This window comes from Moheibacter stercoris, assembly GCF_040545805.1.
In the GTDB taxonomy this organism is placed as follows: Bacteria; Bacteroidota; Bacteroidia; order Flavobacteriales; family Weeksellaceae; genus Moheibacter; species Moheibacter stercoris.
This window is the reverse complement of record NZ_JBEPMO010000005.1, coordinates 25,678-40,941: the sequence shown is the minus strand read 5'-3', so window position 1 is coordinate 40,941 and position 15,264 is coordinate 25,678. Positions and strand designations below refer to the sequence as shown.

Sequence of the window (15,264 nt, the reverse complement as noted above, 5' to 3'; positions counted from 1 at the left end):
TCATGTCAAATGCTTACAAATAATGAAACCAAACTAATCAATTCTTTGGTTAAAAAAAAATTTAGGCAAAAATACAACAAGTTTATAGTTGAAGGTGTTAAAAACATTCAAGAAGTCATAAATAGTGAAATTTTGGTTTCCAAAATCTTTACGACTGAAGATATTTTTCACGCTCCAAAAACGGAAATTTCCATCATTTCAGAACGCGAATTGCAGAAAATTAGTCAACTAGTACAACCCAATACAGCATTGGCTTTATGTGAAATTCCCCAACCTAAAACGATCGTAAAATCTGGATTTATCATAGGCCTGGACGACATACGCGACCCTGGAAATTTGGGAACCATCATCAGAATGGCAGATTGGTTTGGGATTGCCCAAATTATTTGTTCCAAAGAAACGGTCGATGTCTACAATCCGAAAGTGATTCAATCGACTATGGGATCTTTTACGAGAGTACAACTACATTACATTGATTTAGAAGAATTTTTTCAAAATTACTCCCATCCTATTTTGGGCACCTTTATGGAAGGTGAGAATATATACCAAATTGATTTTCCAAAAGATGCTTTATTGCTAATGGGCAATGAAGCCAATGGAATTTCTGAAGATTTGATGCAGTTTGTGTCTCATAAAATTTCAATTCCAAGATTGGGAAAAACTCAAATGACAGAAAGCCTAAATGTTGCCATGGCAACTAGTATTATCTTGGGTCAACGAGCTTCTCAAATGTTTTAACTACAATATATACCTTCCTCAAAAAAAAGCAATAAGGTCGTTTTTAATCGATGAAATTTTGACATAAATTCCTTTTTTCTCAAAATGATTATGAAGAGGAATGAATGATGAAAATTCAAGTTCAACACTAGGTTACTAATAATTCCTAGTTAAATTTGGACCATCATCGAATTGAATTCAATCGAAACAAATCCAAAATCAGAATGATCATCTAAAATCTGGTTAATTGATGGTCAGAATTTTATGTTTTAAACTATCTTATAGAAAAGTTAAAATTTTTCATTCAATAAAGAGAATTGAGTAATTTGCCTTGCTAACGAGAAAAAGAGATATGAAAAATTGGTTGTGGATACTTGTTATCCCTTTTATTTTTAACCTAACCAGTTGTAAAAAAACCGATAAAGACCAAGTTTTAAATACAGAGACACAAAATGACACGATTCCAAGGTACGATTCGGTTAATTGGAGTTCAAAAGTCAAATTCTCATCGACCGATCCACAAGATTTTGCTTCCAAAAAACAATTTCTTGATCAATTCTACACTGACTTTTGGCTAAAAAATAATGTCAGCGGAGGCTTTTTAGTAGCTCAACATGGTAAAATACTATATGAAGGATATTCGGGTTATTCAGATATTGAAAACCAAATTGCCATGACCGCTGAAACTCCTCTTCACATTGCATCCATTACCAAAGTTATGACGGCGCTTGCCATACTAAAATTGGTTGAAAAAGAGAAAATTGATTTGGATGCAGAAGTTTCTACTTATTTAGAAGGCTTCCCTTATGAAAATGTAACAGTAGAAAATTTACTAAACCACCGTAGCGGTTTACCTAATTATCTTCATCTTTCGGACGATAAAAAATACTGGGACAATAAGAAAAAAATCACCAACCAAGATGTCTTAGATATTCTGGTTAATTTGAAACCAGAAGCTTTGAACAAACCTGGAAGAAATTTTGCTTATAACAATACCAATTTTGTTTTATTGGCCTTAATTATCGAAAAAGTAATGGGAATGGATTTCCCTAAAGCTATGAAATATATGGTTTTCGATCCACTTGGAATGAAGAACACGTTCGTCATGGATTTTAAAAAGGATTCAGCCAACGTTTCCAAATCCTATTACAACAATGGACGCGAGTGGAAATACGATCATCTCGACATAACCTATGGCGATAAAAATGTTTATTCCACACCACGAGACATTTTCAAAATGGACATGGCGATGTATGCCGATGAATTTTTGCCAAAAGAATTAAAAGAAAAAGCATGGAAAGGATATAGTTATGAGTCTAGAGGTGTCAAAAACTATGGTTTAGGCTTCCGATTAATGGAATGGGAAAATGGGAACAAAATCCTTTACCACAATGGTTGGTGGCATGGAAATAACACTGCCTATGTACGTGATTTCGCCAATGAAGCAACCATTATCGCCTTGGGAAATAGAAAAAACAGAACCATTTATAGTACGTTCCGTTTGGTAAGTTTATTTGGTGATTATCCATTTCAAATTGATGAAAGTCCTAGAACGAATGGTGAGACTGGCAGTGATTCGGTAGAAAAATTGCAACGAAAGCTAGATAGCATGAACAATATTCAGGAATCTAATTCTTCTAAAAACAATACAGAAAAAGGAGATTCCATATCTGGTAAAATTCAAAAGAAAAGCAAATAACCACGAGAATACTAAAACAATAAAACCCATTGAAAATCAATGGGTTTTATTGTTTCTTGCAGAGAGGAAGGGATTCGAACCCTCGATACAGTTACCCGTATACTACCTTTCCAGGGTAGCTCCTTCAACCACTCGGACACCTCTCTAATTGGGATGGCAAATTTACATGAATTTTTCAATTAATCCGCACGAGCAAAAAAGTTCTTTGATAAATTTTTATATTTGTCTGCAATGGGCAAGCAGTTTCAGTTTACAGGGCAAGGATTCTACTATTTTTATATTCTAATTTTTTTATTTTCTCCACAATTTGTACAAGCACAAATTTATGCCGAATTTTTGCTAGACAAATCCTATGGAGAGAGACAAGAATTTTTGGTTAAAAATTATTATAACAACCATGCGTTAATCAAAGATTCTGTTGCCTACAATAAGGAAATCGAAAAAATTAACCAATTAGGCAAAAAGCATAAAGACCAAGAACTGATCCTGGAAAGTAAATTTATGCGATTAAACTACCTGTCTTCCAGAAATTACCGCAATTATTTACAAGAAATTAATGAGTTCATCAACCAAGCTGATCGTTTAAAAATCAAACAATTACAAGTTCGTTCGAGACAAGCATTAGGCTTTCATTATTTTTATGAACTCAATGATTATGGAAAAGCAATCTTTCATTTTTTAAAATCTTACGAATATTTAGAAAACCTGAAGGAAGAAGATTTTCCTGAGAAACAAGAAGCCTTGTTAAACATCGCCAACATCTGTTATAATGTTGGTTTTGAAACCAAAGCATTGTTTTATTTACAAGAAGCTGAAAAATACAACTATAGCTATTCAGAAGGATTAAAATACAACATCCTCAACACCAAAGCCCTTATTTATAACAAACTAGGAAATATAGACATGTCCATTTCCATTCATAACAATGTCTACAATGCAACCAAAAACACCAAGTTTGAGGAATGGAATATCATTTCCAATAATGACATTGCCATGCTTTATTTTAACCAAAATAATTTCAGCAAAGTAAAATCCTATTTAGATGATTTAACGATGGAAAACATTGAACGTTTTCCGTGTCAATATCAACAGCGCAATATATTATATGCCAAATATTATTTAGCAAGTCATACCTATCCAAACTTTTTTGAAAAAGTGGAATTACTTATTCCTTATTTCGAGAAAGGGGAAATATGTAGTATGAATAAAATAGAATTCTTATCCCTTTTATATTCCTACTACAAAAGCAAATCTGATTATCACAATACCTTAATCATTGCCGACAAACTTCTCAAAACCATAAAGGAATCAGACCGAACTATTCAATCAAATGAGGTGAAAATCGCAATCGAACAAAATAACTTCGAAATATTACAACAAAAAGAAAAGGAATTAAATCGATCCAAATACATTACGTATATCTTGAATTTCTTTTATGTTGCTTTGATTGTATTTGCCATTCTAACGTTCATATTTATTTTCAAACGAAAACAAGAATTAAATCGAAAACGATTGATCGAAAATCAAACCATATTACAAAAAAAGGAACAAGAAATTTCCCAAGCCAATAGCTTCATTGAAAAATTTAAATCGGACATCATCGAAAAAAATAAAATCATTGATGAAATGACGGCTAAAATTCAACATTCCAATCCGAATTTTCAAGAAACTGATCATGAATTATTGAACAAATTGGTGATTCTTACAGAAGACGATTGGCTTCGATTCAAAAAAGAATTCACTATTTTATATCCAAACTTTTTTGAAACGCTTGGAAATGAATCCACGCAAATTACTCCGGCACTAAAACGACTGGCAGCTTTGTTATATTTACGATTAAATTTTCAAGAAATTTCCAATACACTTGGTATTAGCAAAGACAGTGTGGCAAGAACAAATCGTAGATTAAAAAATGTTTTAAACATCCCAAAAGATCAAGATTTCATTGATTGGTACCGTGAAAAACTGAAGTAGTTTTACAAAATCATAAAATTCACACCCCAAAACTTATTTTACAAAATGCTCATATTCTATGATTTGCACTTTGTCCGCCCTTTGTCCGCCCTTAAATTTTATAAATCCGTTGTTGTTTCACATCTTTGCATTGCTCTAATCGAAATACGGAATGTATAGTAAAATACAAACCATAAGAACGGGACTCTCAACACTAATACAAAATTAAGGTTAAGTGAAAAACTTTGCTTTAAAAAATTAACACCGAACAGCCAACCTATACCAACCTAAATAGCCATGGTTGTCTTAAAAATCTCTCTACAAGCTAACTCAACTACGCTTGCCTTTAAGACAACCATTTTATTTTTTTGACAACTCCCCTCTTAGGTCTGTCTCATATAAAATCTTAAACTCATGAGAAGAAATTCCTTGCCCCAATAAATGGATTGTTTTACAAACAGAAGCTTCGGTAGTTAAATCGTAACCGGAAACAGCATTTATTTCTTTGAAAATTTCGCTTGTTTCATATCTTCCCAATTCCACCATACCAGCTGCACATTGCGTATTGATGATGAAGATTAGTCCATCTTGGGATTTTTTTCTCAATAAATCTTTGAACCATTCAAAGGAAAATATATTCCCAGATCCAAACGCTTCAATTATAAGCGCTTTTAAATTGGAAGAATTCATGATACTTTCAATAAACTCTCTTTGCATTCCAGGAAATATTTTCAGCAATCCTAGCTCTGTATTCATAGCATAATTGATTGAAAAAGGTTGTTCTGAATCTTCTTTTCGCAAGGCATGTTCATGAACTACTAAATGAATCCCAGATTCTCCTAATTCAGGATAATCGGGCGAGCTAAATGCATCAAAATTTTCTGCACTCATCTTTGTCGTCCTATTTGCCCTGAACAATTTATATTCAAAATAAATACATACTTCAGAAATTTTTGGACGCCCATTTTCGTGTAGGCTAGCAAAATGAATAGAAGTTATTAGATTCTCTTTGGCATCGGTACGCAAATCTCCCACTGGCAACTGTGAACCGGTAAAAATGATTGGTTTTTTCAATCCATTTAACATAAAACTCAACGCAGAAGCAGAATAAGCCATCGTATCGGTTCCATGTAAAATCACAAACCCATCATATTGCTCATAATTCTCCTCAATCATTTTTGCTAAAATCACCCAATGATCGGATGACATATCAGAAGAATCGATAGGATCTTTAAAACTGGTAAAACCAATCTCACAATCAATAAGTGAAATTTCGGGAATTTGTTTCAGAAGGTTATCAAAATCAAAAGGTTTCAAAGTTTGGGTTTCGTAATCTTTTACCATTCCAATTGTTCCCCCTGTATAAATCAATAATACCTTTGTTTTCATATCCGTAAACTTGCCGCCAAGTTAGAAATTTAGGGACTTATCACCAAATATGCGTTACTTTTTAAATGGCTGAAAATATTTTATTTTAACAAATTCGGCTAATAATTTTAGGAAACTTTGTTAAAATTTTAAAATTTATGGAATAATTATTGATTACTTTTATACCGAGTATTAACCTTTAAAAATAATTTAAACTATGGGATTATTTTCATTCATCAAAAACGCAGGTGAGAAAATTTTCGGAGGATCTGAAAGTCCAGAAGAAAAAGCACAAAAAGTAAAAGATCACGTATCTAAATATGGGTTTGATTTATCAGGCGTAACATTTGCCGCTAACGGGGATTCTATCGTAGTTTCTGGTTCAGCAAAAAATTTAGATGAAAAACAACGTATTTTGGCAACTGCTGGAAATGTTGATGGAATCGACAATGTAGAAGACAATTTAACATTGATTGAACCGTTAAAATTTGATTTACCAGATTTTTCTAAAACGATGTATACCGTAAAAAGCGGTGATAATTTATCCAAAATTTCAAAAGAAGTTTATGGTGACCCTAACAAATATCCAGTCATTTTTGAGGCGAACAAACCAATGTTAACTGATCCAGACAAAATTTACCCTGGACAAGTTCTTTACATTCCGCCAGTAGGATAAACCCAACTTCTAACAAAATTTCAGGTAACCATTCCTGAAACTTTGTTTTTAACCACCAGCAAACTAAAACCTAGTTTTTCACGTTGTAATCAAAGTATACTAAATAAATTTTTATGAGATTATCCATTTTATCAGTAGTTGCAGTAGCAGCGGTAGTGTTAACAGGATGTGTTCCTCAAAAGAAGTATGATGAACTTCAAAATCGTTTCAATAGCGTTTATGCTGAAAACCAAGGATGTCAAACTGAATTGGCAGCGGCTAAATCTAGAATTGAAGGCTTACAAGATGCTATTCAAGCTGAAAGAAACAATATGACTAGCCTACAAAATGCTCTTACAGAGTGTTTAGCTGGTAGCAAACAAGGAGGAGCTAATATTGCAAAATTAGTTGATGAAATCAATGCTTCCAACAAATACATCAAACACTTAACTGAAATCAATCGTAAGAATGATTCCTTAAACATGGTGTTAACCAACAACTTGACACGCTCTTTAAGTCGTGAAGAATTAAAAGACGTTGATGTTCAGGTTTTAAAAGGTGTGGTATTTATTTCATTGTCTGACAATATGTTATACAGATCTGGAAGCTACGAAATTAGCCCAGCTGCTAACGAAACATTATCGAAAATTGCCAAAATCATCAAAGATTACAAAGATTATGATGTAATCATTGAAGGAAACACAGACAATGTGCCAATTAAGAAAGAAAATATCCGTAATAACTGGGATTTAAGTGCTTTACGTGCATCTTCTGTTGTACAAGCATTACAAAATCAACACGGTGTTGATCCAAAACGTATGACAGCAGGAGGACGTGGAGAATACAATCCAGTGGCTTCTAACGCAACCGATCAAGGTAGAGCGAAAAACCGTCGTACACAAATTATCATTACTCCTCAGTTAGATGAGTTCATGGAATTGATTGGACAAGCTCCAGAAACTAACTAAGAATGTAAATCAATACGATTCTAAAATAAAAATGGCGGGCTTTTTATGAAAGTCCGTCTTTTTTTTGCTCCATTCTTTGATTGGTAAAGTGAGGATAAACTCATCCTCCATTGTAATATTGGCAGCAACACAAACAGAAGTATTGGGTTGACAAATTTTTACCAAATCTTCTAGCAATTGGTTGTTTCGATAAGGCGTTTCCATAAAAATCATCGTAGACCGATTTTTACGACTATCCGCTTCCAATTTTTGAATGGCTTTTTTACGTTCCACTTTATCAATTGGCAAATATCCATGAAAACTAAATTGTTGCCCATTCATTCCAGAAGCCATTAAAGCAAGTAGTATGGAAGATGGGCCAACCAATGGTACAACTTGAATGGATTGTTGATGAGCCAAACGAACCAATCTCGCACCAGGATCAGCAACAGCTGGAAGACCAGCTTCGGACAAAATTCCAATGGGCTGATTTCGTTGAAACAATTTGCTCAATTCATGCAACTCTTCACCAGAAGTATTTTTATCCAATAGATGTATTTCCAATTCGGATTGTTTCTTTTCTGGTAAAATTGTTTTGATAAATTTTCGTGCGGACTTTTCGTTTTCAACGACAAAAATTTGGATTGACTCCACAATCGAAAGATTGTAAGCCGGTAAAGAACGTTGAAAATCATCATTTCCCAACAAAGTTGGAATTAAATATAATTTTGATGCCATTAAGATCTATGTTGAAGAATGAAGTCCTGAATTGCTTCATCCAATAATTGAAAAACATGTTCAAAACCATCATCTCCTCCATAATAAGGATCGGGAACATTTCCTTCACCTAGCATGAGTTTTACTTTGGATCGATGCTCATCTGTCTTTGCTAATTCCAAAATATCAGTATAATTGGAAGAATCCATCGCAAATATCAGATCAAATTGATCGAAATCTTTTGAGGAAAATTGTCTTGCTCTCTGAGTAGAGATATCGATTCCATATTTTTGTGCAATTGCAATGGAACGCTTATCGGGACGGTTTCCAACATGCCAATTACCTGTACCTGCAGAATCTACTATCCAATTTCCATCTGTTCGATGTCTCATAATGCCTTCTGCCAATGGCGAACGACAAATGTTACCCAAACAGACCATTAAAATTTTCATGGAGTCAATTATTCGATCGTAATTTTTCGATTGATATCCTCCACGTATCCTCTAAAAATCTTATCGGTTTCGGACAAGTTTTTAACGGTCTTACACGCATGCAAAACGGTAGCATGATCACGGTTTCCAATCTGTGAACCAATGCTTGACAAAGAGGCTTTGGTGTATTTCTTCGCAAAGAACATCGCCAATTGTCGAGCTTGAACTACATCACGTTTTCTGGTTTTGGACTGAATTTGATCTACTGGAATTTTGAAATAATCACATACCAAACGTTGGATATAATCAATGGAAATTTCCTTTCTCGTATTGTTAATGAAATTGGACAAAGTTTTTTGTGTCAATTCCAAGGTAATTTCCTTTTTGTTTAAAGTTGCTTGTGCTATGATCGAATTCAAACAACCTTCCAACTCACGAACATTGGTTTTGATGTTTTTCGCAATATGGTCTACCACTTCTTCTGGCATCTCCAAACCGTCTTTTTCGACTTTGTGCTTTAAGATGGCCAAACGGGTTTCATAATCTGGCGCTTGAAGATCTGCAGACAATCCCCATTTGAAACGAGAGATTAATCGTTGTTCCATATCTTGAATATCAACAGGTGGTTTATCAGACGTTAAAATAATCTGATTCCCTTTTTGATGCAAATGATTGAATATATGGAAGAATGCTTCTTGCGTTGCTTTTTTACCTGATAAAAATTGCACATCATCGATGATTAAAATATCGATCATTTGATAGAAATGAATGAAATCATTTCGGTTGTTACTTTGTACTGAATCAATGAATTGTTGGGTAAACTTTTCGGTTGAAACGTACAATACTGTTTTATCGGGATGATTTTCTTTTGCTTCCAATCCAATGGCATGTGCCAAATGCGTTTTCCCCAATCCTACTCCACCGTAAATAAACAATGGGTTAAAGGAAGTTCCACCAGGGCGTTTTGCAACCGCTTTCCCTGCAGAACGAGCCAATCGGTTGGTTTCCCCTTCAATGAAGTTATGGAAGTTGTTATTGGTATTTAATTGTGAATCAATTTTGATTTTTTGCAATCCAGGAATGATAAATGGATTTTTCACCTTTTTGCTATCTATAGGCAAAGGCGCATCTACTTCTTGCAATTGCAATTTCTCACGATTAGAACTAGGAATTTTTACTGTATAAGGATCTTTACCAGAATATTTCTGATCCATGACAATACTATACACTAATTTAGCGTCCTTTCCTAATTCCTTTTGTAAAGCTATTTTCAACAATTTAATATAATGCTCTTCTAACCACTCGTAAAAGAATTTACTTGGCACTTGAATTGTTAAAATGTTTTCATTTAGCTTAATAGGCTGAATAGGAGAAAACCAAGTTTTGAAAGCTTGTTCTTGAATGTTGTCTTTCACAAAATTCAAACAATTTTTCCAAACCGATTCTGCAGTTTTTCCCATAGTTATTAAAATTCTAGTTTTCTTAAAGGTTAATATTAGGTCACACAAGCGATTAGCCTACTAATATAGTTGGTTTTTTCGTTAAAGCAAAAGTGCTCATAAATTTTTAGTAAAAAAAACCAATTGCCTATTGACTTTTTCAAAATATCTTTGTAACGATTTAATCCTTTACTTTAAGATGATTTCGACAAAAATTTCAGTACGCGTAAGATATGGTGAAACCGACCAAATGGGAGTAGTTTACCACGGTAATTATCCATCTTATTTTGAAGTTGCAAGAGTAGAATTTTTCCGTGAATTGGGTCTACCGTATAAAGAATTAGAAGCCAATGGCATTATGCTACCTGTTGTAGATTTGGGTATAAAATATTTAAAACCTGCCTATTACGATGATTTATTACACATCAACACGCGAATTCCTGAAATTCCAAAGAGCGTTAGATTTCGATTTGAGTACAGTATTACCAACGATCTCGGCGAAGTCATCACCGAAGGTTTTGTTGTGTTAGCATTCATCGATAAAGATACGCGAAAACCTATACGTTGTCCCGAATATTTAACGAAAAAAATGGAGGATTACGCTAACCAAAATTAGTCCACAAAATCGTTGTAAAAGTTTCGCAAGAACTCTTCACTTATTAACAATTCATTGATTTGTTCATTGCTGAAATTTCCAGAAATATTGGTTTGTTTTGTTACTTTTTCTCCCAGTATGATGAAATCATTTAAAGCCCCTAAATAGCCTTCAAAAAAGATTCGTTTTTCTGAAAATTCTTTGAATACATTTTGATCCATTTCGGCTATTTTTTTATGATGAATTTTAAGTTCAACTAATAACTGTTTATAAACTGCTTTATCTTCTTCATACAAGTTGGAACGATCTACTGCACGATCAACAAAAAAAGAAACCAAATCAGAGCTTTCCTGCATGGCATAGATAAAATCTTTTAATGGATGATCTTTGATAACTTCCTTTTCTGCCTCATTGGACAAATCCACAATTCTATCCATGACCAAATCGCTCATATCAAAATATACGTCAATGACTTTTTGCAAAGCTTTTAATTGACTAACTCCTTCTATTCCCTTATCTGCGAGATACTCTTGGTTCAAAATATAGTTCTCCAAAATTTGATATCTCATACGAACATCTTCAAATGTTTGATTCATTAATTGAACATTCTTTTCAAAATATTCAATTTGAGATTTATCAAAGACAGACCTAGGAAGTTCTTTGTTAACATCTGACAATTCTTTGATGTTGAAATAAAAAACATCGGTAATTTTTGAAATCAAAATGGGTTCATTGCTTTTTACTAAACCCGTTTCGATTAGCTTTAAATTTCGATTGACATAGGTTATGTATTCCAATTGCGCATCTGTCAACTCTACCAATCCATTGTTATAATGGATAATAGCAACAGCATCATCACTAGAAATAATTCCAGGCTTATTTATAAAATTGTAATTTTCTGAATTGAAATTACAAGCAACAAACAATAAAAATAGTAGTAGTAGAGAAGGTAATTTATAGAAACACCTCATAGATTAATATAAATATTAAACTGACTGAAAGATAAGGATAAATCAGTTTAAATCGGTTAATTTTACTTGATATAAAGGTTCAAATAAGGAAATAAATTTCTCTTTCTGATCTTTCCTAACCTTAACCTCTAATGTACAGGACATTCCAAAATTCGTTTTCAAAACTTCTACTTGTGATTTATCAATATTTCTCATCACATTTCCTTGATCTTCATAGGTAAATTCAATCAATATCTTTTCTGTTAAGTGTTTCTCAACCAAAATAGCTTCTTCCAAAACCATTTGAGCTGATAATTTATAGGCTTTTACCAATCCACTCACACCCAATTTCGTTCCACCATAAAATCTCACGCTTGCAACCAAAACATTGGTAATTTCTTTGGATACAATCTGATTGTAAATGGGCAATCCAGCACTTCCTGAAGGTTCACCATCATCATTTGCTCGATAAATCTCACCGTTTAATCCCAAACGATAGGCGTAACAAATATGCGTAGCATCGGGAAATCGTTCCCATAATTCAATCAACTTTTCTTTTACTTCTCCCTCATCTTCGACCGGATAACCAAATCCTATGAATTTACTTCCCTTTTCTTTAAAATCAATATTTTCAATTGCCTGATCGATTGTTTTATACGAATATATCATCTTGTCAGAATCTTAATATTATCCTGTTCAACCTTCCATTCTTTCTGCAAGATTCCGTCAATTTTGGGCGCGACCAATCCCTCTTCCCATACTTTGTTGGATGTTATAATTCTTGCTTCATCCCAATTTCCAGACTCTATAAATTGTTCCAAGACTTTTTTCCCTCCTTCAATTATAACTGACTGAATATTGCTTTCATATAATTTCTTCACAATAGATTCTATAAAATCATCACCAAATGAAATTTGTTCAAACTGAAGATTCGATTCATTTTCTTGCTCCTTTTCTGTCAAAACTAATGTAGGCTGACTTTTATCAAACAAATGCAAATCTTTTGATAATTCTAATTTTCGATCTACAACCACTCGAATGGGTTGATTTCCCGACCACAAACGAGCATTTAGTTGAGGATTATCAATTTTAGCTGTATTGGTACCCACCAAAATTGCTTGTTCCTGAGTTCTCCAAAGATGAACAAGTTGTTTGGAATAGGAATTTGAGATCCACTTTTGTTTATCATCTAAGCTTCCCATCCTACCATTTGCAGTTTCTGCCCACTTTAAAATCACATAAGGACGTTTAAATTGATGAAAATGAAAAAACCGTTTGTTTACTTCTTGACAATCTTTTTCTAAAACACCAACCTTCACCTCGATTCCAGCATTACGCAATTTCTCAATCCCCAAACCATTTACTTTGGAAAAAGGATCTTGTGTACCTATCACAACTTTTGGTATTTGATGTTTGACAATCAAATCTGCACAAGGAGGCGTTTTCCCAAAGTGCGCACAGGGTTCTAAAGAAACATAAAGCGTTGAGTTTTTCAAAATTTCCACATCTTGAATCTGCTGTATAGCATAGACTTCGGCATGTGGACTTCCTGCTTTTTTATGCCATCCTTCTGCGATAATTTTGTTTTCATGTACAATGACACAACCAACCAAAGGATTTGGATAAGTCAGTCCAAGTCCCAAATTGGCAAGTTCTAAGCATCTTTGCATCATTTGCTCATCAAAATTCATTGATCTATCTATTAAAAAAACACCTCATAAGCCAAAAACTCATGAGGTGTATATATCTATTTTATTTCTTTTTAATCTTCAGATTGTTCCTCTCCTTGATTGGATTGATTTTCTTCTACCTCATCGTTGAAATCAATTTGAAGCAATTTTCTCAATCGAATTTCGGTATCAACCAAGCGAGATCTTTTTTCTTCAATCTGTTTGAAAACGTCTTTCAACAAAGGACTATCGGCATTGGCATTGGCGAAAAACCCAACATTGGTTTCCAATTGATTAATTTCCTTCTCTAAATCGTCGATCATTTTGCGCGACTTACGGATTTCATCATCCAATAATCGTCCATCTTGCCCAGATTTAATTTGGTCCACCAAAGCAGCCATTTTGAAATCTTGAATTTCATTGTCAGACAAACCAAGGGATTTCACAATTTCGTTTATCGCTTTATTAAAGTCTTGGTTGATGCTCATTTTTGCAGCAGGCACCTTTCCAATACTATTCCAACGAACATTGAAATCATTCACAGCTGATAAATCTGCTTCTGCATTTCCTTGAGTTTTGAAATTTCTCACTTCTTCTAAAAGCGCTTCTTTCTTCACAAAATTCTCTTCAAACGCTTGGTTAACTTGATTTCCGCGTTCTTTGTAGTTATCGAAAAATAAATTACATGCATCTTTGAATTCTTTCCAAATGGAATCGGAAAATTTACGTGGAACGTGCCCAATTTTCTTCCAATCGGCTTGAATACGTTTGATTACTTGAACAGAAGCATTCCAATCCGTACTATTGGCGTGTTCTTTCGCAATACGTAACAATTCTTGTTTTTTCTCCAAATTCGTTTGTTGTTCAGATTTTAGAGATTTGTAGAATTCGTTTTTGCTATGGTTAAAATCACGTGTAGCTGCTTTGAAAGCATCCCACATTTTTTGGTTGTATTCTTTTGGAACTCGTCCAATTGCCAAGAAATTTTCACGTAAGGTATTCAAACGTTTGATTCCTGATTGCCATTCACCATGTGATTTTTTCTCAGGATTTTGAGACAAGACAGCAATCTCATCCAAAATAGCTTGTTTCTTGGTTAAATTTTCTTCTTGTTCTGCTTTGATTTTTTCACCTAATTCCGCTTTACGATCATGAATCTTATGCGTCAAATCTTTGAATTTCTGCCAAGTCACTTCGCGCATTTCTTCTGCAACAGGAACCGCTTCTTCCTTCCAAAGTCTGTGTAAGTATTGAAGTTCATTCAAAGCTTTTTGAACATTCTCCTCTCCTACCAATTCCTCTGCGCGTTTGATGATGGATTCTCTTACTTGTAAGTTATGCGCATAATCCAATTCACGAAGTTCTTTGTTAAAATCTAAATATTCATAGAAATTATCCAAATGGTGAAAATAGGTTTTGAAAACATTTCCGGCTTGAGCTTTTGGTACTGGACCTGCATTGTGCCAACGTGTTTTCAAATTTCTAAATATGGAGAAAATATTGGTATTTTCTGTATTTTGTTCTTGATAAAGAGCTTTCAACTCATCAATGATTTGAAGTCTTTCTTTCAAATTTTCTTGTTGATTTTTTTCTTGCTCTTTGTAGAAACTATCTATTTGCCTTCTATAATCATTGTAAACAGCGTTGAATTCTCTACGTGCCGGATTATCATAATGAAAATCTGCTGCTTCACCACCTTCTTCTAGAAATGCATCACGTTTCATGGATTCTTCTTCGTCCAATTTACGTTTTACCGCATCACGAATTTGATTGAAATGTTCACGTAACTTTCGCGCAGGATGTTTGGCCAACAAATCTTTGGCTTCCCCAATCAAAATGGCAACAGAGAAATCGTCGTAATTTTTAAATGGAATTTCTTCTTCCACATTTTCTACTTCTTCTGCTTCCTCTTCATGAGATTCTACTTTGTAATCTTCCGCTTCTTCAGATGGAGTATTAACAGGGCTTTCCTCAGGAGTTGAATTCTCATTTTCAACCGGTTGATTTTCGGTAGAATCTTGAGTATTTTCTTGAGAATTTAGGTTTTGAGCTTTTTCTCCATCTGCCTCATTGTGCAGGTTATCCAATTCAGTCGTCATAACAAATAATAGTTTTTGGTTAAC

At 33.8% G+C, this 15,264-nt stretch carries 14 protein-coding genes and 1 tRNA gene; 6 read left to right on the top strand and 9 right to left on the bottom strand.

What is annotated here, in order from left to right; all coding sequences use genetic code 11:
- Window positions 1-9: 9 nt before the first annotated feature.
- Both ABID46_RS05775 and ABID46_RS05770 read left to right on the top strand, forming a co-directional pair.
- Window positions 10-738, top strand: coding sequence for a TrmH family RNA methyltransferase (locus ABID46_RS05775; RefSeq protein WP_354508005.1), 729 nt, complete (start codon window positions 10-12; stop codon window positions 736-738).
- Between the two features lie 331 nt (window positions 739-1,069).
- Window positions 1,070-2,416: a serine hydrolase domain-containing protein gene (locus ABID46_RS05770; protein ID WP_354508003.1), complete on the top strand. Its 1,347-nt coding sequence runs from the start codon at window positions 1,070-1,072 to the stop codon at window positions 2,414-2,416.
- A gap of 59 nt (window positions 2,417-2,475) precedes the next feature.
- Here the strand turns inward: ABID46_RS05770 and ABID46_RS05765 are convergent.
- Window positions 2,476-2,562, bottom strand: a tRNA-Ser gene (locus ABID46_RS05765).
- Window positions 2,563-2,647: 85 nt separating this feature from the next.
- Here ABID46_RS05765 and ABID46_RS05760 point away from each other — a divergent pair.
- Entirely contained in the window at window positions 2,648-4,390 is a 1,743-nt protein-coding gene (locus ABID46_RS05760; RefSeq protein ID WP_354508001.1) for a hypothetical protein, read from the top strand.
- Window positions 4,391-4,729: 339 nt separating this feature from the next.
- Here ABID46_RS05760 and ABID46_RS05755 read toward each other — a convergent pair whose 3' ends face one another.
- Window positions 4,730-5,758: an asparaginase gene (locus ABID46_RS05755; RefSeq protein ID WP_354507999.1), complete on the bottom strand. Its 1,029-nt coding sequence runs from the start codon at window positions 5,756-5,758 to the stop codon at window positions 4,730-4,732.
- 196 nt (window positions 5,759-5,954) lie between these two features.
- Here ABID46_RS05755 and lysM point away from each other — a divergent pair, with 196 nt between their 5' ends.
- A complete protein-coding gene (lysM, locus tag ABID46_RS05750; protein WP_354507997.1) occupies window positions 5,955-6,413 on the top strand; it encodes a peptidoglycan-binding protein LysM in 459 nt (152 codons plus the stop codon).
- A gap of 113 nt (window positions 6,414-6,526) precedes the next feature.
- On the top strand, window positions 6,527-7,360 hold the full coding sequence (locus tag ABID46_RS05745) for an OmpA/MotB family protein (protein WP_354507995.1): 834 nt from the start codon (window positions 6,527-6,529) through the stop codon (window positions 7,358-7,360).
- 9 nt (window positions 7,361-7,369) lie between these two features.
- On the opposite strand, the gene ABID46_RS05740 is transcribed toward ABID46_RS05745, so the two are convergent.
- Genes ABID46_RS05740 through dnaA form a run of 3 tightly spaced genes read right to left on the bottom strand, consistent with a single transcriptional unit; the run spans window position 7,370 to window position 9,947 of the window.
- Window positions 7,370-8,077: an SAM-dependent methyltransferase gene (locus tag ABID46_RS05740; protein ID WP_354507993.1), complete on the bottom strand. Its 708-nt coding sequence runs from the start codon at window positions 8,075-8,077 to the stop codon at window positions 7,370-7,372.
- Window positions 8,077-8,508 (bottom strand): low molecular weight protein-tyrosine-phosphatase, encoded by a 432-nt coding sequence (locus ABID46_RS05735; RefSeq protein ID WP_354507991.1) that lies wholly within the window; start codon window positions 8,506-8,508, stop codon window positions 8,077-8,079. Before ABID46_RS05735 ends, ABID46_RS05740 begins: the two co-directional genes overlap by 1 nt.
- Before the next feature lie 8 nt (window positions 8,509-8,516).
- Window positions 8,517-9,947 (bottom strand): chromosomal replication initiator protein DnaA, encoded by a 1,431-nt coding sequence (gene dnaA / locus ABID46_RS05730; RefSeq protein WP_354507989.1) that lies wholly within the window; start codon window positions 9,945-9,947, stop codon window positions 8,517-8,519.
- Window positions 9,948-10,125: 178 nt separating this feature from the next.
- Here dnaA and ABID46_RS05725 point away from each other — a divergent pair, with 178 nt between their 5' ends.
- Window positions 10,126-10,542, top strand: a complete 417-nt coding sequence (locus tag ABID46_RS05725) for an acyl-CoA thioesterase (protein ID WP_354507987.1) — start codon at window positions 10,126-10,128, stop codon at window positions 10,540-10,542.
- Here the strand turns inward: ABID46_RS05725 and ABID46_RS05720 are convergent.
- The 4 genes from ABID46_RS05720 to ABID46_RS05705 all read right to left on the bottom strand — a co-directional run bounded on the left by ABID46_RS05720 (window position 10,539) and on the right by ABID46_RS05705 (window position 15,240).
- Window positions 10,539-11,492, bottom strand: a complete 954-nt coding sequence (locus ABID46_RS05720; RefSeq protein WP_354507985.1) for a YiiG family protein — start codon at window positions 11,490-11,492, stop codon at window positions 10,539-10,541. The two genes, ABID46_RS05725 and ABID46_RS05720, sit on opposite strands and share 4 nt — an antisense overlap.
- Window positions 11,493-11,534: 42 nt before the next feature.
- Window positions 11,535-12,140, bottom strand: a complete 606-nt coding sequence (locus tag ABID46_RS05715; RefSeq protein ID WP_354507983.1) for an IMPACT family protein — start codon at window positions 12,138-12,140, stop codon at window positions 11,535-11,537.
- Window positions 12,137-13,162, bottom strand: a complete 1,026-nt coding sequence (gene ribD / locus ABID46_RS05710; protein WP_354507981.1) for a bifunctional diaminohydroxyphosphoribosylaminopyrimidine deaminase/5-amino-6-(5-phosphoribosylamino)uracil reductase RibD — start codon at window positions 13,160-13,162, stop codon at window positions 12,137-12,139. The genes ABID46_RS05715 and ribD overlap by 4 nt, the downstream gene beginning before the upstream one ends.
- Before the next feature lie 71 nt (window positions 13,163-13,233).
- Window positions 13,234-15,240, bottom strand: a complete 2,007-nt coding sequence (locus ABID46_RS05705) for a DUF349 domain-containing protein (RefSeq protein WP_354507979.1) — start codon at window positions 15,238-15,240, stop codon at window positions 13,234-13,236.
- Window positions 15,241-15,264: the final 24 nt, after the last annotated feature.